The sequence below is a fragment of the Streptomyces sp. NPDC000880 genome (genome assembly GCF_053599675.1).
In genome coordinates, this window is record NZ_JBSFMS010000133.1 from 1 (window position 1) to 20,083 (window position 20,083).

Here is a 20,083-nt window from a genome sequence, read left to right on the forward strand (position 1 = left end):
CACGCCGTGATCCGCCTCGACGGACCGGACGGGCCCGACTCCCCGCCGCCCTCCTGGGCCACGGTCGCCGTGCTCACCGACTCGATCCGCGCCGCTGTCGCCCACTCGTACACCACCATCACGGTGCCTGCCGCCGGGGACCAGCCGTGCCGGCCTTTTCGCTGGGGTAGTCAGCTCGACATCCGGCCCGTCCGCGCCTTTGACGACGGCAACGACATCACCGAGCAGGCGGTCGCCTCCTACGTCGCCAAGTACGCCACCAAAGCGGCCGAATCGACCGGCAGCCTTGACCGCCGGATCGGGAACCGGGAAGTCCTCGACCTGCTCGACGTACCCGACCACCCCCGGCGGCTCATCAAGGCCTGCCTCGACCTCGCGCCGCTCTATCCGGACCGCAAGCTCGCGGCCTGGGCCCACATGCTCGGCTTCCGCGGCCACTTCTCAACCAAATCCCGCCGCTACTCCACCACCCTCGGCGCGCTGCGCCAGATCCGCGCCGACTACCGCGCCGCCCAGGAACAAGAGGCCGTGGACGACCCCGACACCGTGCTCGTCCTCGCCTCCTGGCAGTACGCCGGGCACGGCCACACCCCCGGCGAATCCGCCCTCGCCGCCACCATCGCCCGCGACATCCAGCTCAACCGCGAAACCGCCCGCGAAGCCCTCGCCGCGCTGCCCGACGAGAAGGAGTGGTGATCATGCGCGCTCTGCCCGACCGGTACCTGACACCGATCGACGTCGCCGATCTCCTCGGCGTGCCCATCGAAACCGTCTACCAATGGCGCCGCAAGCGCACTGGTCCTCGGGGCTTCCGCGTCGGCCGCCACCTGCGCTACGACCCCGCCGATGTACGCGCCTGGGTCGAGTCCCTCATGGAAGGGGCTGCCGCCTGATGGCCGGGCACATCCAAGACCGCTGGTACAGGACCGAGACCGGCGCGGACGGCAAGACGCGCAAGATCAAGAGCGACCGCTATGGCACCGGCCTGCGCTACCGCGCCCGCTACGTCGGTCCGGACGGCACGGAGAAGTCCAAGAGCTTCCCCGACCGACAGAAGCGGCTCGCTGACCAGTGGCTCGCGCACATCGAGGCCGACATGTCGCGCGGCCAGTACATCGACCCCAGGGCGAGCCGCACCACGTTCCAGCAGTACGCCGAGAAGTGGCTCAGCCATCACGGGGCGGACCCGAACACTGGCTTCTCCATGGAGTCACAGCTCAGGCTCCACGCCTTCCCGTACATCGGATCCCGCCCTCTCGGATCCTTCCAGCCTGCGCACATTCGCGACTGGGTGGGGCAGCTCGAAGCGGCCGGCGTGGTCGGCTCGTACGCGAGGGTCATCTACTCAAACGTCCGGAGCGTGCTTAACGCTGCCGTGGATGACACCTTGCTCGCCAAGAATCCGTGTGCAGCGCGGTCCGTCAAGGCACCGACGGTCGACACCAAGCGGGTCGTTCCTTGGACGGCTGATCGTGTCTTCGCCGTACAGGCCGCGCTGCCTGAGCGCTACCAGGCACTGGTCGACCTCGGCGCCGGTTGCGGGCTCCGGCAGGGCGAGATTCTGGGGCTCGCTGTGGACGCGATCGACTTCGAGAACGACACGGTGCACGTCGTCCGGCAACTCAAGCTGAGCCGCAGCAAGCCCGTCTTTGCCCCGCCCAAGGGCGGCAAGCTCCGGGACGTCCCCTTGCCTGCCCCAGTCGGCGACGCGCTGCGCGCCCATATGAAGCGGTTCCCGCCCGTCGGCATCACGCTGCCGTGGAAGACAGCCCGCGGCCCCATGGCGACGCATGAGCTGCTCTTCACCGCACCCATGGGCAACCACGTCTGGCGGAACCAGTTCAACAGCGACCAGTGGAAGCCTGCGCTCGCCGCCGCTGAAGTCATCCCGCAGCGCCAAGAGGGGACAAGGAGCCACGCCTCCGCACGCGAACATGGCATGCATGCCCTGCGGCACTTCTACGCGTCAGTGCTGCTCGACGCTGGCGAGAACATCAAAGCTCTGGCCGAGTACCTGGGACACGCTGACCCCGGCCTGACGCTTCGCGTCTACGCCCACCTCATGCCGAGCAGCCGCGAACGAACACGATCTGCGATCGCGAGTCTTTATCCAGTCTCGCGCAATAAGGATGACCGTCACCCAAATGGGTGACGGTCCAATAATGGCGATGAATAATTGCCCCTGAATAATCACCGCAGACAATTAACATCCAGCAATATCCTTGCAGGGCAGATAGCTTCGACTCGAAAAAAGCAACACCGATCCAGCAAAGTGGATTCACCAAACGTGAACCCTCACCCCAGGTCAGAGGGTGGATGGCTCTGCGGAGTGGGGCAGTCGCCCCGTCAGACGACGAAGGCTGCGACCGATACCGCAACCCCTTGGGGGCCTGACAGGGGAACGGGCCACCAATGCTCAAGGCCATGAATCCGGCGCGATCGGGCGCGCGGATTACAGCACAACCCCACGACTTCCGCGACCTGTTTGCAGAAAGACCAAAAGCGCCCGATACTTTGGAATGCACCGAGACTAGGAGAGCCGCCCCGGCCAAGGGGGCGGCTCTCTTCTCCTCGGTGCGCTACATATTCCGGTTGCACAGAGCACCTAACACCCGTGGAGGTACCCCATGGTACGCACCCGCCTTGCTGTCTATCTCTCGATCCGCGAGATGCCGCTCGTCCTGGTCGGCTTCGTCATCGGTGCGGTCAGCGTCTGGGCTGGAGTCCCCGAGTGGGCGGCTGCTCTCGCGACGTCCGTCGTCGCCGTCGACGTGCGGCTGAGACTTGAGGGCGGACAGCACGAGTAGCTCACACGGCCCCGTCACGGCCCATAGACAACGAGAAGCCCTCCACCGGCGGGAAACCCGCAGGTGGAGGGCCTTCCAGCGGTTGAAGCTACTTCTTGCCCTGGTTCTTGACCGCCTCGATCGCCGCCGCCGCGGCGTCCGGGTCGAGGTAGGTGCCGCCAGGCTTGAGCGGGTTGAAGTCCCCGTCGAGCTCGTAGGCCAGCGGGATGCCGGTGGGAATGTTCAGGCCCGTGATGTCGGCGTCCGAGATGCCGTCGAGGTGCTTGACCAGTCCGCGCAGACTGTTGCCGTGGGCGGCGACCAGGACCGTGCGGCCGGTCAGCAGGTCCGGGACGATGCCGTCGTACCAGTACGGCAGCATCCGCTCGACAACGTCCTTGAGGCACTCGGTGCGCGGGCGCAGCTCGCTCGGGATCGTCGCGTAGCGCGGGTCGTCGCTCTGCGAGAACTCCGCGCCGTCCTCGAGGGGCGGCGGCGGGACGTCGTAGGAACGGCGCCACAGCATGAACTGCTCCTCGCCGAACTCGGCCAGGGTCTGTGCCTTGTCCTTGCCCTGCAGCGCGCCGTAGTGACGCTCGTTCAGCCGCCAGGAGCGGTGGACCGGGATCCAGTGGCGGTCCGCGGCCTCCAACGCCAGCTGCGCCGTGCGGATGGCGCGCTTCTGCAGCGAGGTGTGCAGTACGTCGGGGAGCAGGCCGACGTCCTTCAGCAGCTCACCGCCGCGGACTGCCTCCTTCTCGCCCTTCTCCGTCAGGTTGACGTCCACCCAGCCGGTGAACAGATTCTTCGCGTTCCATTCGCTCTCGCCGTGGCGGAGGAGGATCAGCTTGTACGGTGCGTCGGCCATGTGTCCGAGCCTAATAGACGCGGCCGGCGGTTGACGGCCGCGTCTATTGACTGGCGGCCGGGGCTCCGGCGTATGTAACTTGCGGATACCTGCCAAGCCACTTACACCCCGGGGGAATCCGTATGTCAGTCGCCGGTCTGAGGCGTGCCGCGAGAAAGAGCGTCTCGGGGCTCCCCCGTGAGTTCTGGTGGCTGTGGACGAGCACTCTGGTCAACCGACTTGGGGCTTTTGTCGCCACTTTCATGGTGCTCTATCTGACTGCGGACCGGGGCTACTCGGCCTCCTACGCGGGACTGGTGGTCGCCCTCCACGGGCTCGGCGGCGTCGTCTCCTCGCTCGGCGCGGGCGTGATGGCCGACCGGCTCGGGCGGCGGCCGACCCTCCTGATCGCGCAGAGTTCGACGGCCGCCTCGGTGGCCGTCCTCGGCTTCATGCAGCAGCCCCTCGCCATCGCGGCCGTCGCCTTTGTGGTGGGCATGGCGAGCAACGCCTCCCGGCCCGCCGTGCAGGCGATGATGGCCGACATCGTCAGGCCAGAGGACCGGGTGCGGGCCTTCTCGCTCAACTACTGGGCGATCAACCTGGGGTTCGCCGTCTCGTCGGTGGCCGCGGGCTTCATCGCCGAGTACAGCTATCTCACAGGCTTCCTTGGCGAGGCCGCGATGACGCTGATCTGCGCGGTCGTCGTCTTCGTCAAGCTCCCGGAGTCGCGGCCCGAGCAGGCGAAGGCGACGGCGGCGGGGCCCGCGGAGCCGGAGATCGGCATGGGGACCGTACTGCGCGACGGGCGGTTCATGAGCGTCGTCGGGCTTTCGTTCCTCATCGCGCTGATCTTTATGCAGGGGTATGTCGGAATGCCGCTGGCGATGGGCGCGGACGGCTTCTCCAGCTCGGACTTCGGCATGGCGATCGCCGTCAACGGCGTGCTGATCGTCGCCCTGCAGATCCCGGTCACCCGCTTCATCGAGCACCGCGATCCGCGCCGGCTGCTGATCATCTCCTCGCTGCTCGCTGGGTATGGCTTCGGGCTCACCGCCTTCGCCGGGTCGATCGCCGTGTACGCGCTGACCGTCTGTGTCTGGACGCTGGCCGAGATCGTCAATGCGCCCACCCAGACCGGACTTGTGGTGCGGCTGTCGCCGCTGCACGCCCGCGGCCGCTACCAGGGCATGTACACCATGTCCTGGTCGGTGGCGGCGCTGGTCGCCCCGCTGCTGGCCGGCTTTGTCATCGACCGGTTCGGCGCCCAGTGGCTGTGGGGCATGTGCGCGGTGCTGGGGACAGTCGCCGGGCTCGGGTACTGGCTGCTGATGCGCGGGCTGCCTGCGGACGACGAGGACGTGGCGGGCAAGGACATGGCGGCCGAGGACGAGCCGGTGCGGGACACGGTCACTCCGCCGGCTGCCGTTCAGTAGGCGCCGCCTCCTGCTGCACCCGCGTCCCCGGGTGCAGCAGCGAGCATACGAACGCCACCGCCAGCGCGCCCGCCATCCCGTAGGACACCCACTGGTTGGCCTCGGCGAAGTCCATCCGGTCGCTCGGATCGCTCAGGTGCGCAGCGCCCGCTGGGCCTCGTACAGATTGCGGGGGTGTACGGCGCCGGGTGCGCCGTACGCCTCCAGGCGGGAGTTGAGGCTCCCCTTGAAGTCCGGGACGTCGATCTGGTCGAACTCGCGGACCGTGGAGATGGCCACGGTCGCGCTGTACGGGGCGATCCCGTCGATCTTGATCAGTCCGGCGCGCTCATTGGTGACCGTCACATTCCAGTGGGTGAAGCGAGCGCCGTAGAGAGGGCCGGCGGAGGCGTCGCCGCCGTGGCGGCCGTTGTTGTTCACGGTGATCTCGGTGCGGACGTTCGCGAACGGCATCCCTCGGTGGGTGTCGAAGGTCCCCATCTCCATCCGGCCGTGCGACCAGACGTTGTAGCTGGACAGGCCTTCCGCATTGATGCCGTGGAGCTGTGTGTTCGCGGGCGCCGCGACGGTGCGCTGCGCGATGGTGAAGTCCTCGATGAGGTTGTCGTGCGAGCCCTCGCGGCAGAAGTACGGGTGGTGCGAGCCACGGCCCTCGACGCGGGTGCGGCGCAGTGTGCAGGCGGAGGCGGCGACAAGGCCGAAGCCGTTGTCGACGTGGCGCACGGTGATGTCGTCGGCCCAGCAGTCGTACGCGCACTGGAAGGTGACGCCGTTGTACCCCTTGTCGAGGAGGTGCTGGGACTGCGGGGTCTCGACGGCTTCGAGGGTGAGCGCTTCGACCCCGGAGCCGGTGAGCGGGGTGACGAGGGTGGTGATTCTCGGGTCCCATTCGGGTCGTACGTCGAGCGGCAGCGGCCGCTCGAAGGTGACCGTGTTCCGCTTGACGGCTGTGATGCGGACGGGCCATTCGTAGGGGACGTACGAGGTCAGCTTGGTCTTGTCGTCCCAGGCATACGCCTCGGGGCCCGCGCCGCCGCCCGCCATGTGCTCGAGCAGGGTGTGGTCGGCGTCGTCGGCGAGGCGGAGCATGACGAGCCGGCCGCAGTGGAGCTGGGAAGCGTCGGGGACGGTGACGGACCAGTCGCCGCGGCTCGCGGGCCGGACGGTGGCCAGGGTGCGCCACTCGTCGCGCTTGTTGCCGGTCCAGCCCTCGAAGGGCCAGGCCTTGGCCTTGATGGCGTCGGTGAGGCTGTTCCAACGAGCCTGCGGGCAGAGCCAGATGAGGCCGCCGGACCAGGACCAGGAGGACTTGTCGCCGCCGTAGCGGCTGCCGTACGGGCCGATGAGCTCGGTGAGATTCTTTGTGGCGTACAGCGTGGTGCGGGCGCTGCCGGCGCCGCGGACGACGACGTTGCTGTGGCCGATGCGGATGACGTCGTCGATGCGGTAGGTGCCGGCGGGTATGTGGACCGTGCCGCCGCCGCGTTCGCCGACAGCGGCGACGGCACGGTTGATCGCGGGGGCGGCGTCGGCGGAGCCGTCCGGTTTCGCCCCGTACGCAAGGACGTTGGCGACGACGGGCCGGCGGGGGAAGTTCTTGGCACCGCCTCGCTGTCCGGCCCGTCCCACGTACGGGATCTGGGGGTGGTTGTAGGGCGCGCGGCGGAACTCTTGCCACAGGGGGGAGGTGGCTTTCCTCTCACCGGCGACCGCGGTTTCGACGCCGGTGATGCCGCCCGCGACGCAGGCCGTCGCGACGGCTGTGGCACTGCCGAGCAGACTCCGTCTGCTGATGGCGTGTTGACCGATCTCCATGAGCCCGCCTTCCATGGATGTGAACTACGTTCAGGTGTGCGTCGGCGGCGAGCATGCCACGAGCCCGCGACGCACGGAAGGGGTCGCGCAGTAGGGAACCGTAAGGCGACCGGGGCCTGAATCCGCGTCAGTTGGCCGGGCGCTCAGTCAGATGTGTGAACGCGTCCAGGTTCCGCGTCGACTCGCCCCGCGACACCCGCCACGCGTACTCCTTGCGGATCGCGCTCGCGAAGCCCAGCTCCAGCAGTGTGTTGAAGGGGCCGTCCGCCGCCTCAAGGACCGTGCCCAGCAGGCGGTCCACTTCCTCCGGGGTGATCACGGACAGCGGGAGCCTGCCGACCAGGTAAATGTCGCCGAGCCGGTCGATCGCGTAACTCACCCCGTACAGGCGGAGGTTGCGCTCCAGCAGCCAGCGGTGGACCGCCGCGTCGTTCTCGTCCGGGTGGCGGATCACAAAGGCGTTGATGGACAGCGAGTGCTTGCCGACAAGCAGCGAGCAGGTCGTCGACAGCTTGCGGGTGCCGGGGAGTTTGACCACGTACGAGCCGGGTTCCGGGCTCTCCCAGTCGAGCTCTGCGTCCTTGAGGGTGCGCTCGATGACCTGCGCGGCCTGCTGTACCGCTGCCTGCTGTACGTCAGCCATGGTGCGAGCGTACCCGGCGGCGGTGTTCGTACATCGCCGCTGTGTAGACGTCCGCCGTCGCCGACGCCGCCGTGTCCCAGCCGAAGGACTCGGCGTGCCGGGCGGCCGCCGCGCCCATGCGGGCGGCGAGCGCCGGGTCGGCGAGGAGGCGCTGCAGGGCGGACGCATAGTCCGCCGGGTTGTGGCCCGGGACCAGGATGCCGGTCAGCTCGTCGCGTACCGCCACCGGAAGGCCTCCGACGGCGGCCGCCACCACGGGCGTGCCGGTCGCCTGCGCCTCTATCGCCACCAGGCCGAAGGATTCGCTGTACGAGGGCATGACCAGCGTGGACGCGGCCCGGAACCAGTCCGCGAGCCGGTCCTGGCGGACCGGCGGCTGGAAGTGGACGAGGTCCGCGATGCCGAGGCGGGCGGCCAGCTTCTGCAGGCCCTCCGGCTTGGCGAGGCCGCTGCCGCTGGGGCCGCCGACTATCGGCACGAAGAGCCGCGAGCGCAGCGAAGGGTCCCTCTCCACGAGCAGCGAGACCGCGCGGAGCAGGATGTCAGGGGCCTTCAGGGGCTGGATGCGGCCCGCGAAGAGGGGCACGAAGGCGTCCTGGGGCACACCGAGCCGGGCCCGCGCGGCGGCGCGCCCGTCAGCCGGCCGGAAGCGGTCCAGGTTCACGCCGGGGTGCACGACGGCGACCTTCGCCGGATCGGCGTCGTAGAAGCGGACGAGCTCGTCGGCCTCCTCCGCGGTGTTGGCGATCAGCCGGTCCGCGGCGCTGACGATCTGCGTCTCGCCGATGACGCGGGACGCCGGCTCGGGGGTGTCGCCCTCGGCGAGCGCGGCGTTCTTGACCTTGGCCATGGTGTGCATGGCGTGCACGAGCGGGACGCCCCACCGCTCGGCCCCCAGCCAGCCGACATGGCCGGAGAGCCAGTAGTGGGAGTGGACCAGGTCGTAGTGGCCGGGACGGTGGCCGGCCCACGCCTGCATCACGCCGTGCGTGAAGGCGCACAGCTGGGCGGGGAGCTCCTCCTTGGCGAGGCCTTCGTAGGGCCCGGCGTCGACATGGCGTACGAGTACGCCGGGAGCCAGCTCCACGACCGGCGGCAGCCCGCCGGCGGTCGCCCGCGTGAAGATCTCGACCTCGATGTTGATGGCGGCGAGGCGCTTGGCGAGTTCGACGATGTAGACGTTCATGCCACCCGCGTCGCCCGTCCCCGGCTGGTGCAGCGGGGAGGTGTGGACGCTGAGCATGGCGATCCGGCGCGGCTTGCGGTTGCCACCGGGGAACCTGATGCGTGGAGCCACCAGACCGCTGCCGAGGCGGGAGACGTACTGGCTCACGTCGAAGGTCCTCCTCGATCCGGGCACGGCAAACTGCGGAAGCAGCCCTCCACCCGCTGACAACAGCGGACTCATCCCTTCCATTTCCCGCGCCCCGCCGCTTTGCCAAATCATTACCTTCCGGCCGCCGTGTCGCGAACGCATACCCTCGCTTCCATGACCCGCCCCGTAGGCACCGCGACCCGCGGGACGACCAACCCCAACCGGCTGCGCCGCATGGACCGCTGGATCGCGGCCACCCACGGCCCCGCACTGCGCCGCGGCGAGGCGCCCGTCGCCGTCGATCTCGGCTACGGCGCCGCCCCCTGGACCGCCCTCGAACTGCTCCAGCGGCTGCGCACCGCCGACCCCCGCTGCGAGGTCGTCGGCATCGAGATCGACCCGGCGCGGGTTGCGGCAGCGAAGCCGCACGAGCGCGAGGGGCTCAGCTTCCGGCACGGCGGCTTCGAGGTCCCCCTGCCGGCGCGGCCGGCGTTGATCCGGGCCGCCAATGTGCTGCGGCAGTACGACGAGGGCGAGGTCGCCGCCGTCTGGGCGCGGCTCTGCGCGCGCCTCGCACCCGGCGGGCTGCTGGTCGAGGGCACCTGCGACGAGATCGGGCGGCGGCACGTCTGGGTGGCGCTTGGCCCACAGGGGCCGCGGACGGTCACCTTCGCGACCCGGCTCGGTTCGCTGGAACGACCGTCAGATCTGGCGGAACGCCTCCCCAAAGCACTGATCCACCGCAATGTGCCGGGCGAGCCGGTGCACGCCTTCCTGCGGGACTTCGACCGGGCGTGGGCGGCGGCGGCTCCGTACGCCTCGCTGGGCGCCCGGCAACGCTGGATCAAAGCCGTGACAGACCTGGCGGGCGACTGGCCGCTGACGGACGGCCGGCGGCGCTGGCGGCAGGGGGAAGTCACCGTGAACTGGGCCGCACTCGCACCCAATTCCGTCTGAACAGGCGCGAACGGGGGAACGCGGCGGGCGCGTTGTTCGTCACTGACGGGTGGGATTGATCGGCCGATCGGCAGCTATCTGCCGAGAGACCCTGTCACTTCTTCGGACGTCGTGGCACCATCGCGACGTCCACCGTACGTTACTGACGGTTAATCATATTCAGGTGTTCCGGCACTCGTACGGAGTTCCGGAAGCCGGAGGGGAAGCCGTGAACCGACGCCGCTGTGCCACTGCCGCGATCACTTTGGTCTGCGCACTGACCGTGCTGGCGTCACCCGGCCAGGCCTTCGCGGCTCCCGACCCGCCGCCGGCAACCGGCCAGGGCGCGCCGAAGAAGTCGCTGGAAGAGGTACGCCTCGAGCTCGACGCGCTCTACAGCAAGGCGTCGTCCGCGACCGACGCGTACAACCTCGCCGAGGAGCAGGCCGACAAGCAGTCGGCCGAGATCGTCAAGCTGGCGCAGGAGATCGTGAAGGGCCAGGCCCGTATCGACGCGCTGAAGAACCGCGCCGGCGCCGCCGCGCGCGCCCAGTACCGCAGTGGCGGGCTGCCGCCCGAGGCGCAGTTGATGCTCACCGACGACCCGCAGCTCTTCCTGGACGGGGCCGGCAGGATCCAGCAGGGCCAGAAGGCGACCAAGGACCTCCTGGGCGAACTGAGCAGGTCCCAGGCCGACTTGGCGTCGTACACCAAGGACGCGAGCGCCCACTGGCAGAAGCTGGAAGCCAACCGCGTCAAGCAGGCCAAGGCCAAGAAGGAGATCAACGACCGGATCGCCGCGGCCAAGAAGATCGAGGACCGGCTGGAGAAGGACGAGCGCGAGCGGCTGCTCCTTCTCCAGCAGCAGGCGCAGTACAACGCGCAGACGGCCTGGCTGAGCTCCGGCGTGCTCAAGGACGTCAACGGCAAGTCGAGCGCACAGGGCAAGAAGGCGATCCGGTTCGCGACGGCGCAGATCGGCAAGCCGTATGTGTGGGGCGCGGAGGGCCCGGGGTCGTACGACTGCTCGGGGCTTACGTCACAGGCATGGGCCGCCGCGGGGCACGGCATCCCGCGCACCTCGCAGGAGCAGTGGCGGCTGCTGCCCCGGATCGCCGTCAAGGACATGCGGCCGGGCGACTTGATCATCTACCACGCGGACGCCAGCCATGTGGGGATGTACATCGGCGACGGCGCGATCGTGCACGCCCCGCGACCAGGGCGGAATGTGACGATTACGGGCGCGGGCTCGATGGCGATTCTCGGGGTCGTACGTCCCGACAAGTGACGTAGACGACTCGAGTGACGTTCGTCATGGCCGCCTGCAGGTGATGTTCGTCATGGCCGCCTGCAGGGTCAAAGGGGCAAGTACCTCCCCATGCGCGGCATATGACAGTGACTCTTTGCGGTGCGCCGTGCCCTACGCCGTGCCCTACGCCATTCCGCTCCGCTGCCGGTGACGCTAGTGTCCTCGTCCTGGTGGGGCGTCGAACGTCGCTCCACCGCGCCCTCGGGGGGAGGGAAGGAAGACCAGTCACATGCCCGTACCCGTACCGCGACAGAGGAACGCCTCCGTCGCGGCCCCCGCCCATGGGAGCACCAATGGCGGCGATCTCACCCTCCTGGTGATCGAGGAGGACCCGGCGGGCACCTTCACCGTCCCCGAGCTGCTCGACGCGGCCGGGACCCGGGTGCGTATCCGCAGCGCCCGCAATCTCACCGAGGCGGAGCGGCTGCTCACGGACGACGTCCACTGCATCCTCGTCGACCTGGCGCTGACCGGCGCCGGCGAGGAGGAGCTCGCCCCGCTCAAGCACGTGCTGCGGCTCGCGCCGCGCCACGCAGTCCTCGCCCTGACCACATCGGGGGACGCCGAGCGCGCCGCGGAGGCGGTACGCGTGGGGGCCCAGGACCATCTGTTCCGCGACGAGCTCGACGAACGGCTGCTGAGCCGTGCCGTCCGCTACGCCGTCGAGCGCAAGCGCGCCGACGTGACCCAGGTCAAACTCGCCGAGTCCCGGCTGCGCGCCCAGGAGAACGCCCGCCTGGAGCGCGGGCTGCTGCCCACCCCCCTGCTCGAGGGCTCGAATCTGCGGTTCTCGGCGCGCTACCGGCCGGGCCGCTCGCGGGCGCTGCTCGGCGGCGACTTCTACGACACGGTCCGCACCCCGGACGGCACGGTTCACGCGATGATCGGCGACGTCTGCGGGCACGGCCCGGACGAGGCGGCGCTCGGCGTCGAGCTGCGCATCGCCTGGCGGGCCCTGACGTTCGCGGGCCTTTGCGGGGACGAGCTGCTCTCCACGCTCCAGCGGGTCCTGGAGCACGAGCGGGAGAACGAGGAGATCTTCGCGACGCTCTGCACGGTCGACATCGCGCCGGACGGCCGGCGGGCCGGCCTGTGCCTGGCGGGCCACCCCGCGCCGCTGATCGCCCGGCGCGGGCGGCCGGCGCAGCTGCTCCCGTACGACGACGGCGGCCCGGCGCTCGGCCTGCTGCCGCGGGCCCGCTGGCCGCGCCGCCAGGTGGAGCTGGGCGGCGCCTGGAGTCTGATGATGTACACCGACGGGCTGATCGAGGGCCGTCTGGGGCCGGGCTCGAAGCAGCGGCTCGGCCAGGACGGGATGGTCGAGATGATCAACCGGCAGCTGGCGGCGGGGCTGGACGGCGAGGCGCTGCTGGAGTCGGCGGTCGCGGAGGTGCGCGAGCTCAACGGCGGGGAGCTGACGGACGACGTGGCCGTGCTGCTGCTCAGCAGAAACGGTTCGCGGAGCTAGTTCTAGCGCGCCGGGCCTGGCTACCGGCCGCCGTTGTACGGACCGTACGGACCGTCGCTGCTGGAGCCGCCGCCCCGGCGGCCGCCGGAGACCTGCTTGAGGGCGGGCCGTACGTCCACGAAGAAGACGATCGTGGCGATCAGCCCGGCGATCGACAGGAACAGCACGGAGACGAACAGGTTCAACGCGACCGTGACGCCCAGGATGATCAGCCAGAAGGACTTCTTCTGCTTGTCGGCGGCGCGGTAGGCGTCCTCGCGGGCCAGGGCAGCCATGACCAGGGCGGTCACGGAGGACACGAGGAAGACCAGGTCGAGGATCAGCCAAAGACCGAAGTCGAATCCTGCACGCAACATGCTGAGCACCGCCTAAGAAGTGGTTTCGTAGCGCCTCGCGGCCAAGGTACCGGGAGAACGCGCCGGGCACCCCAAAAGGTGCCCGGCCCGTCCGCTCGGTACTGGCCTACCCAGCAGGCTCCTACCCAGCCCTGGCCTGCTTGGCACTGGCCTACTTGGCCGGCGGGGTGGACTTCTTCGCGACGGGCTTGCGCGGCGGAGTGGCCTTGCGGGCGGCCGGAGGAGCGGGCTTCTTGGTCTCGGTCTTCGGCTCCGCCTTCTCGGCCGCGGGCTCGACGGCGACGGCGATCTCGGCGATCTCGTCGGCCGCCTCGCCGCGCCACGCCCTCACGGTCTGCTCGCCGTGCTCGGCGACCTTCTCGTACGCCTCACGGGCCTTGACCGCGTACTCGGCGGCCACGCCGACGCTGCGCAGCGCCAGGTCCTGAGCGCTCTCGCCCAGCTTCTTCAGATCGGTGTCGAAGGTGTCGAGCACCTCGGTGACCTTGGCCTGCACGGTGGCCTGGGCCTCCCTGGCCTGGATGGTCACCTTCTCCTGGACGGCCTTGGGGTCGGTGTTGCGTACGGCGTCGATACGGCTCGGGGCCTCGGCCTTGAGCTGCTCGATCAGCGCGGGGACCTTCTTCGCCTGCTGAACGGCGAGGTCGGCGGTGCCGGCCGCGAAGTAGAGGGGGGTCGGGTCGGTGAGGGTCTTACGCAGGTCATCGGTGATGGCCATGACTGTGGTCCTCCCGGATCGCAAGTCGGTATTCAGGCTGAGGGGGGTTGGTCGGCATCACTGCCGTCGGCCGTGCGGGGGCCGTCATCGTCGGCATCCATTCCATGTGCATCCGTGCCGCTCACATCTATGCCGTTTTCCCTGCGGAAGGACTCGTAGATCTGCAGCAGCACTTGCTTCTGCCGCTCGTTGATCGAGGGGTCGGCGAGGATGACGGCGCGCGTCTCCAGCTCGTCCCGCTCCCGCTCGTCGAGAATCCCGGCCCGCACGTACAGCGTCTCGGCGGAGATCCGCAGGGCCTTGGCGACCTGCTGCAGCACTTCCGCGCTCGGCTTGCGCAGCCCGCGCTCGATCTGGCTCAGATACGGATTGGACACCCCGGCGGCGTCGGCGAGCTGCCGGAGCGAGAGCTGCGCGGTGCGCCGCTGCTCGCGCAGGTACTCGCCGAGATTGCCGACGTTGAGTGATGCCATGCCTTGATGGTGCACCAAGCGTGCTAACTATTGCAAGCACATGCTTGCAATAGTGTTCCAAGGCACAGCGCTACCGCTGTGACTCGTGACCTGTCTCGCTGAAGATGGGCCAGTCTCGGTCTATCTGAGTCATCTGGTCTTGCGTCCCGGTCGACCTGGGCCATCTACCGATCCGTCTCGCTCCTTTCTGAGCCACTGCCGTGCCCGGCTCCCTATGGTCGTCGTACGTGGTCAGCGCCGGGTGGGGGTGGCTGGTGGAACCTGAGGACTTCTCGCTGGAGTACGTCGACGGTCGTGGTGAGCTGTACAGCGGGCCGTTTGAGGCGATGTGGTCGACACGTTTCGAGGTCGCCGGGCAGGTACGGACGTTCCCGTCGTACCGGGGGCAGCGCAATTTTCCCGGCTGGTACTGGGCTGTTACCAGTGGCGAGTTGGTGGGCTTCGAGTCATGGGTGGAACTCGGTCATCTGATGCGGCTGGACTCCGAGCCGGACGTGGTGGCCGTCGCGTCACAGCCGTTCCGGCTCTCATGGCGGCCTGGTGACCACACCCGGCGGGTCAGTCATACGCCGGACTACTTCGTGCGCCGTCGGGACGGCACCGCCCTGGTGCTGGATGTGCGCCCTGATGACCGGATCGAGCCCGAGGATGCCGTGAAGTTCGCGGCCACGGCGGCGGCTTGCGCCGTGGTGGGCTGGGATTTCGAGCGGGTTGGTGTGCTCGATCCGGTGTTGGCGGCGAATCTGCGCTGGTTGTCGGGCTACCGGCATCCGCGGGTGCGGCGCGAGCCGGTGGCGGCGGGGTTGCGGGCGGTGTTCACCCGTCCCCGGGGGCTGCTGGCCGGGGCTCGTGCGGTGGGCGATCCGATTTCCGTGCTGCCGGTGCTCTTCCATCTGGTGTGGTGTCGGGAGCTGGTGGTGGATTTGGAGGCCGGCCTGTTGTCGGCGGCGACGACGGTTCGCCCGGCATCCGCAGTCGCGGGGGAGGCGAGTGGAGATGCCGACGCGTCCGAAGCTGCTGTCGCTGGGTGACCGGGTTCGTTATGACCCGGCAGTGACCGCATTCCCGTCGTCTACATCACCGCCCCGCCCAAGGGCTCTCCGCGCAAACTCGCCCTGGAGTTCGCCCGGTTCCTGGGCCTGCCTGTGATCAACCCGCGGCACAACACCATCGATGTCACCAGCGCCGTCTGCCAGGTGATGATCGAGGCCCGCACCGAGCTGGTCCTGGTTGACGAGATCCACCTGCTCAACCACGCGACCACCGCGGGGGAGGATCTCTCCGATCACCTGAAGTACTTCACCGAGCACCTGCCGGCGACCTTCGTCTATGCGGGCATCAACGTCGAGAAGTCCGGGCTGTTCACCGGGATCCGTGGCAAGCAGCTCGGAGGCCGCTGCATTCTGGTCCGCACCGGTGCCTTCCCCCGCAACACCGAGTGGCGGGCGCTGATCGCCTCGCTGGAGAGCACCCTTCGCCTGCACCGTCACAAGCCCGACACCCTGGCCGGTCTCTCGAAATACCTGCACCAGCGCCGGCGGCTTGATCGGGAGCCTCTCCCATCTGATCCGGGCCGCGGCGATCTCCGCCATCCTTGACGGCAGCGAGCGCATCACCAAGGCCGCCCTGCGGAACACCCGGATCGACCACAACAGCGAATCGGACTCCCCGCCCGACGCAGGCAGGGAAACCGGGTGAACAGGCCATTCGAGGCCGTCGTCTTCCGCCCACTGCCGCGTCCGCTCAAGCCCTTCCCGCAGGAGACCGAAGCCTCGTCCTGGCCCGCCTCGCCACGGCCAACGCGATGCCCGTCCAACGCCTTCAGCGGCCCTCCCACTGGCTGTACTCCCGTCTGGATCCGGTCGGTCGGCTCAGCGTCCTCAGCGGACAGCCCCGGACCTCGATCCGGTACGCGATCCCCCGCTGGGAGCGACAGGCGTGGAACATCCCGCAGGGTCCCTTTGCCGCAACTCCCCGATGGGCGTGCCGGCGCTGTGTCGCCCGCAGGACCGGCACCCCCGGTCAAGGCGTCATGGTCTGGATGTCGAAACACCACGACCAGGTCTGCATCCCGCATCGCCTCTGGATCGGCCGGGCCGTCGAAGCCCCCGCCAACCAGTTCGACCTTGCCGATCTACCGGAGATCGTCGCCGCTCAGAAGCGCCACCACCGGCTCCTTCGCCGCTACGGCCCCGACGTGATCAACGCGTGCTACGAACAGACCTCCCGCTTCTGGACCACCCTCCTCCAGCACGGCTACCGGATCAGCGACCTCACACAGCGGCTCGCCCGGCTCCAGCCCCGCGCGCCCCGCACCGTCCGTCCGTGGGATCCCAAGCGCTACGCGGCGATCTATCCCGAGATCGTTAAAGCCATGGTGTTCTACGCAGCTCCGCACTGGCGCCGCCTGGCACTCTCCGGCGCTGAAGAGGACTTCCGGGCCTTCCACGCCGAATTCATCCGGCGGCTCCCCAACGAGAGTTCCTCCGCACCACCGCCAAGCCGTGGTTCATCCATCAACTCCGCATAATCGCGGACACCATCGAGGCAGCGACGTCACCCAACGCTGACAACTCGGGGCTCAGTTGATACTCCCGTTCCACCCACAGATTTCGGCAGCGTTCAGGTTCTGGTAACCGGGACGAGGGTCAAGTACGTGATGCCAAGGATGTTGCGGTAGCCGTCAGCCCAGGACGACCGCTGGCGGTCGACTCGTTCGCGGGTCTCGGCGGCGAGTGGATGGTCCGGGTTCATGGCGAGCCAGAGTTCTGTGTCGTGGCGGTAGCCGGACTCGAACTCCTCCCACTCCTCACAGCTCGCCGACTCGATCCAGGCTGGCCGGAAGCCCGCCTCGACAGCGAGGTCGACGAGCGGTCCGAGCCGCAGGTGGTCTCCTGCGTGCGCCCCGGGCCACATAGCCGCGAGCTCCTCGTCCGTCGGGGCGCGATCCCAGAAGCCCTCGCCCAGGACGACACGTCCGCATGGGCGGACCAAGCGGCGCAGCTCGTGCAGTACGACGCTGGGATCGTACGGCTGCTCGGGGTCGCACAGCGCCTGACCAGCCCCCAGGCAGAGCACCGCGTCCACGGGCCCGCGTGCCGTGCCAAGGGCCGACTCCTCGCTGAATTCGACCCGTCCGGCCAGTCCGCGCCCCTTCGCAAGGTCCCTGCCCCTGGCCAGATCCTCGGCGTTGATGTCGAGGCCCACGCCTGTCGATCCCGGGACGGACTCCAGAACGCGGAGCAGCAGTTCGCCCCAGCCGCAGCCGATGTCGAGGATGGTGGAGGGCGAGACGGCGGCGAGCCGCGCGACGATGCGCCCGGCGCGGGCTTCGGAGAGCGGTCCGTGAAAGGTCAGACTGCCGAGACGCGGGGGAAGATCGGAAGCGGTTGCCATAGGGTGGAACATTAGTTCTCTCTGAGTGGCGTGCCGAGCGATTTAGATCCGGCTCGGCCGACCCGGACGACTGGCCCGCACCTGGTATGCCCGCCGCGGATTTACCCCGATCGGCCGCACCCACAGCTTCACCCGCTCGCAAGCCGGGAGCTGAACGCCGCCGTTCTCACCCCTTCAGACGGCCTCCTGCACAGGGCGCCGGGGGCATCCTGCCCACGGAGCTCAAGCCTCAGATTGAGTAAGACGTCGGCCCTCGCCTCGTCTCACTCAATCTGAACCACCGCAGGTCACAGCGTTGCGATGGCCCATCTTCATTGAGACGGGTCATCAAGACTTGGGCGGTCGTTCAGCTGCCCCGCCTCACCGAAGTTCGACGACCGCCTGTTCGTCTCATCGAAGTTCGATCACCGTCAGGGGATGTTGTCTTGTCTCGCAGAAGTCGGGGCAGTCTCAGGCGAGTCGAGGCATCTGCTCTGGATGTCTTGACCGTAACAACCGCGTTCCGCCCCTGTACTGCGAGCGTGGAACGGCCATGGAGCCCCGTGCCCCACAGAGGAGTGGTGTCACTCAAAGGGATGACCTCAACGGCGGGGAGATGATGACCTGATGCAGCACATCCTCAACACACCGGGACGGCTGACGGACAGGGGGCGGCGCTTCCTCGCTACGCGTGCCCGCACCGTTCCTTTCCCCGCGCAGGACAACCCGGACGACACCGAGGTCATCGCCCGGCTCGCGCCGTTTCCCGAGGTGGACACCACGATGACGCTCGCCAGGCTCCGGCAGGCCCAAGACCGCTACGGCGGGCTGGTCTATCCCACCTCGGCCTGGTCGTTCATGGAGGAGATTCGTTTCGAGCCGTGGCCGTACTACGAGGAAAGCGTGGACCACGGGCCGCTGGCGGAGTTCATCGACCACGAGGTGGCGCACCCGTACTCCGTGATGCTGCGGAGCGACGGCGCGGTGGTGTATCGCTTCGCCGTAGACGTGGCCGTGTTCGCGGACGCCGACGCCTTGATCGAGGCGGACGCACTGTACTGGGAGTGCGAGAGCTGGATCCCAGTGGTGGAGCCGAAGGTAGGGCAGTCCACTGCAGGGGTCAGGGAAGCGGCTTCACGGCTGTCTTTGATCCGAGAAGGTTCCGGGAACACGGAGTGGTGGTGGGAGTCCGACGGGTTTCGAGTACACCTGTGGCGGACGTTCGCGGAACTATTTCAGCAGGAGAGGCAGGCCGAGTGGGGGCTGTGGGCTAGGGACGAGGTAGGTCTGCGGGCAGCCCATCGGTTCCTCGCAGGAAACGATCTTCGGTGACTTCTGCCGGTCCCCCTCGTTGTCGGATACGAGGGCGATCCGCTCGACCCCCTGTTCGGAGCTGCCCCCGACCAACCCTGACCGACCATCCGGGCCCGGACCAGGAAGTCGGTCCGCGGCCCGGACCGCAGCCAGCTGGCCAACGGCGGGCGGTCGAAGTTCAGTGAGATCGGTCAAAGTTCATTGAGACGGGTCACCGGCGTCGGCGCACTCCCGGCGGTGGGGGATGTCCCGTTTCATTCGAATTAGCCCCTGTCTCAGGTGATCTGGTCCGATTCGCTCTGCGATCTGGTCCGTTGGCGGTACTCATGTCACGCGAGACCTCGACCTGCGCGGCGATGACACCCTGGGGGGTTTCGCTGAGCAGCACGCGCCAATACGGTGGCCCGATGATGTCGATCAAGAAGTTCCAAGTCACCTTCGACTGCGCAGAACCTGAGCGCCTCGCTCGTTTCTGGTGCGAGGTGTTGGGGTACGTCGTACCGCCGCCACCGGAGGGGTTTGCCACTTGGGACGATTTCAAGAGCTCGCTGCCACCTGAGAAGCAGGACGCATGGTTTGCCTGCAGTGATCCCTCAGGCGTGGGCCCGCGACTGTACTTCCAGCGCGTCCCCGAAGGGAAGGCCGCCAAGAACCGGCTGCATCTTGACGTGCGGGTTGGCACCGGACTCGTGGGTGAAGAGCGCCTCGCCGCACTTGAGGCCGAGTGCGCACGACTGGTCCCGCTCGGCGCGGTACACGTGCGAACGCTGTATGACGGCAATGATTCGTGCATCCCGATGCAGGACATCGAGGGCAACGAGTTCTGTATCGACTGAGGGGCCGCGAACGTGTCCTCCCAGATCAACTGAGACGGCACCGGGCAACCGTGCCTCCGGGATCAGATCCACTGAGATTTCCAGCGTCACAGCGTCTCAGTTCTTCTGGTCGCTGCAGGTCACAGGCATCACCAGGGACCAGATCATCTGAGACGGGACAACAGCACCCACCGAATGTCCGTATTGAACTTTTCGAGTGTCGGAAGGGTCCCGAACCCCGGCTCTGGGGCCGATCCGGCGTGACAGCGTGACACCCTGCCCGACGGCCGGACCTGGCCATCACGCTCCGTTGTCCTCACCCCAGGTGTCCTTGGACAGTGAAGCCAGTCGCCCTGTCAGCCAATCGAGACTCTTAATGGGTTTAGCCTCGATCCACCGACTGTCCCGTGTCCCGTGGATAGAGAAATGAAGAGAGGTGCCTGCTGACCTGCGAAGATGGGAGTTACCACACAACCA

21 protein-coding genes are annotated in these 20,083 nt (G+C 68.2%); 13 read left to right on the top strand and 8 right to left on the bottom strand.

What is annotated here, in order from left to right; genetic code table 11:
* From ACWDO5_RS29975 to ACWDO5_RS29990, 4 genes are all read left to right on the top strand, one after another.
* On the top strand, window positions 1-696 hold a 696-nt coding region (locus ACWDO5_RS29975), incomplete at its 5' end, for a replication initiator (protein WP_450533540.1).
* A gap of 2 nt (window positions 697-698) precedes the next feature.
* Window positions 699-893, top strand: coding sequence for a helix-turn-helix transcriptional regulator (locus ACWDO5_RS29980; protein WP_450533541.1), 195 nt, complete (start codon window positions 699-701; stop codon window positions 891-893).
* Window positions 893-2,152 carry a tyrosine-type recombinase/integrase gene (locus ACWDO5_RS29985; RefSeq protein ID WP_450533543.1) on the top strand — a complete coding sequence of 420 codons (1,260 nt, stop codon included), beginning with the start codon at window positions 893-895 and terminating at the stop codon, window positions 2,150-2,152. The genes ACWDO5_RS29980 and ACWDO5_RS29985 overlap by 1 nt, the downstream gene beginning before the upstream one ends.
* A 475-nt stretch (window positions 2,153-2,627) precedes the next feature.
* Window positions 2,628-2,807 (top strand): hypothetical protein, encoded by a 180-nt coding sequence (locus ACWDO5_RS29990; RefSeq protein ID WP_450533544.1) that lies wholly within the window; start codon window positions 2,628-2,630, stop codon window positions 2,805-2,807.
* An 88-nt stretch (window positions 2,808-2,895) separates the two neighbouring features.
* Here ACWDO5_RS29990 and ACWDO5_RS29995 read toward each other — a convergent pair whose 3' ends face one another.
* A complete protein-coding gene (locus tag ACWDO5_RS29995) occupies window positions 2,896-3,654 on the bottom strand; it encodes a phosphoglyceromutase (RefSeq protein ID WP_450533545.1) in 759 nt (252 codons plus the stop codon).
* Window positions 3,655-3,776: 122 nt separating this feature from the next.
* On the opposite strand from ACWDO5_RS29995, the gene ACWDO5_RS30000 reads away from it, so the two are divergent.
* The gene (locus tag ACWDO5_RS30000) at window positions 3,777-5,069 is read left to right on the top strand and encodes an MDR family MFS transporter (protein ID WP_450533546.1); all 1,293 of its coding nucleotides are present in this window, start codon (window positions 3,777-3,779) and stop codon (window positions 5,067-5,069) included.
* Window positions 5,070-5,201: 132 nt separating this feature from the next.
* On the opposite strand, the gene ACWDO5_RS30005 is transcribed toward ACWDO5_RS30000, so the two are convergent.
* From ACWDO5_RS30005 to mshA, 3 genes are all read right to left on the bottom strand, one after another.
* Window positions 5,202-6,884: a glycosyl hydrolase family 28-related protein gene (locus ACWDO5_RS30005; RefSeq protein ID WP_450533547.1), complete on the bottom strand. Its 1,683-nt coding sequence runs from the start codon at window positions 6,882-6,884 to the stop codon at window positions 5,202-5,204.
* Between the two features lie 127 nt (window positions 6,885-7,011).
* Window positions 7,012-7,527 carry a YbjN domain-containing protein gene (locus tag ACWDO5_RS30010; protein ID WP_450533548.1) on the bottom strand — a complete coding sequence of 172 codons (516 nt, stop codon included), beginning with the start codon at window positions 7,525-7,527 and terminating at the stop codon, window positions 7,012-7,014.
* Window positions 7,520-8,860 carry a D-inositol-3-phosphate glycosyltransferase gene (mshA, locus tag ACWDO5_RS30015; protein ID WP_450533549.1) on the bottom strand — a complete coding sequence of 447 codons (1,341 nt, stop codon included), beginning with the start codon at window positions 8,858-8,860 and terminating at the stop codon, window positions 7,520-7,522. The genes ACWDO5_RS30010 and mshA overlap by 8 nt, the downstream gene beginning before the upstream one ends.
* Before the next feature lie 156 nt (window positions 8,861-9,016).
* Between mshA and ACWDO5_RS30020 the strand changes: the two genes are divergently transcribed.
* From ACWDO5_RS30020 to ACWDO5_RS30030, 3 genes are all read left to right on the top strand, one after another.
* Window positions 9,017-9,799: a class I SAM-dependent methyltransferase gene (locus tag ACWDO5_RS30020; protein ID WP_450533550.1), complete on the top strand. Its 783-nt coding sequence runs from the start codon at window positions 9,017-9,019 to the stop codon at window positions 9,797-9,799.
* Window positions 9,800-10,007: 208 nt separating this feature from the next.
* On the top strand, window positions 10,008-11,066 hold the full coding sequence (locus ACWDO5_RS30025; RefSeq protein WP_450533551.1) for an NlpC/P60 family protein: 1,059 nt from the start codon (window positions 10,008-10,010) through the stop codon (window positions 11,064-11,066).
* Between the two features lie 250 nt (window positions 11,067-11,316).
* Complete coding sequence (locus ACWDO5_RS30030; RefSeq protein ID WP_450533552.1) at window positions 11,317-12,555, top strand: PP2C family protein-serine/threonine phosphatase; 1,239 nt, start codon at window positions 11,317-11,319, stop codon at window positions 12,553-12,555.
* Window positions 12,556-12,575: 20 nt separating this feature from the next.
* Here ACWDO5_RS30030 and ACWDO5_RS30035 read toward each other — a convergent pair whose 3' ends face one another.
* The 3 genes from ACWDO5_RS30035 to ACWDO5_RS30045 form a co-directional block, all read right to left on the bottom strand.
* Complete coding sequence (locus ACWDO5_RS30035) at window positions 12,576-12,911, bottom strand: DUF2516 family protein (protein WP_450533553.1); 336 nt, start codon at window positions 12,909-12,911, stop codon at window positions 12,576-12,578.
* 151 nt (window positions 12,912-13,062) lie between these two features.
* Entirely contained in the window at window positions 13,063-13,629 is a 567-nt protein-coding gene (locus ACWDO5_RS30040) for a hypothetical protein (RefSeq protein ID WP_450533554.1), read from the bottom strand.
* Between the two features lie 32 nt (window positions 13,630-13,661).
* Complete coding sequence (locus tag ACWDO5_RS30045) at window positions 13,662-14,102, bottom strand: helix-turn-helix domain-containing protein (RefSeq protein ID WP_450533556.1); 441 nt, start codon at window positions 14,100-14,102, stop codon at window positions 13,662-13,664.
* A 254-nt stretch (window positions 14,103-14,356) separates the two neighbouring features.
* Between ACWDO5_RS30045 and ACWDO5_RS30050 the strand changes: the two genes are divergently transcribed.
* From ACWDO5_RS30050 to ACWDO5_RS30060, 3 genes are all read left to right on the top strand, one after another.
* Window positions 14,357-15,133, top strand: coding sequence for a TnsA-like heteromeric transposase endonuclease subunit (locus ACWDO5_RS30050; RefSeq protein WP_450533557.1), 777 nt, complete (start codon window positions 14,357-14,359; stop codon window positions 15,131-15,133).
* Between the two features lie 84 nt (window positions 15,134-15,217).
* Entirely contained in the window at window positions 15,218-15,700 is a 483-nt protein-coding gene (locus tag ACWDO5_RS30055; protein WP_450533562.1) for a hypothetical protein, read from the top strand.
* 443 nt (window positions 15,701-16,143) lie between these two features.
* Window positions 16,144-16,632, top strand: a complete 489-nt coding sequence (locus ACWDO5_RS30060) for a hypothetical protein (RefSeq protein WP_450533558.1) — start codon at window positions 16,144-16,146, stop codon at window positions 16,630-16,632.
* Window positions 16,633-16,724: 92 nt separating this feature from the next.
* Here ACWDO5_RS30060 and ACWDO5_RS30065 read toward each other — a convergent pair whose 3' ends face one another.
* Window positions 16,725-17,498, bottom strand: coding sequence for a class I SAM-dependent methyltransferase (locus ACWDO5_RS30065; protein ID WP_450533559.1), 774 nt, complete (start codon window positions 17,496-17,498; stop codon window positions 16,725-16,727).
* A gap of 606 nt (window positions 17,499-18,104) precedes the next feature.
* Between ACWDO5_RS30065 and ACWDO5_RS30070 the strand changes: the two genes are divergently transcribed.
* Window positions 18,105-18,809, top strand: a complete 705-nt coding sequence (locus ACWDO5_RS30070; protein ID WP_450533560.1) for a hypothetical protein — start codon at window positions 18,105-18,107, stop codon at window positions 18,807-18,809.
* A gap of 389 nt (window positions 18,810-19,198) precedes the next feature.
* The gene (locus tag ACWDO5_RS30075) at window positions 19,199-19,627 is read left to right on the top strand and encodes a VOC family protein (protein WP_450533561.1); all 429 of its coding nucleotides are present in this window, start codon (window positions 19,199-19,201) and stop codon (window positions 19,625-19,627) included.
* Window positions 19,628-20,083 lie beyond the last annotated feature (456 nt).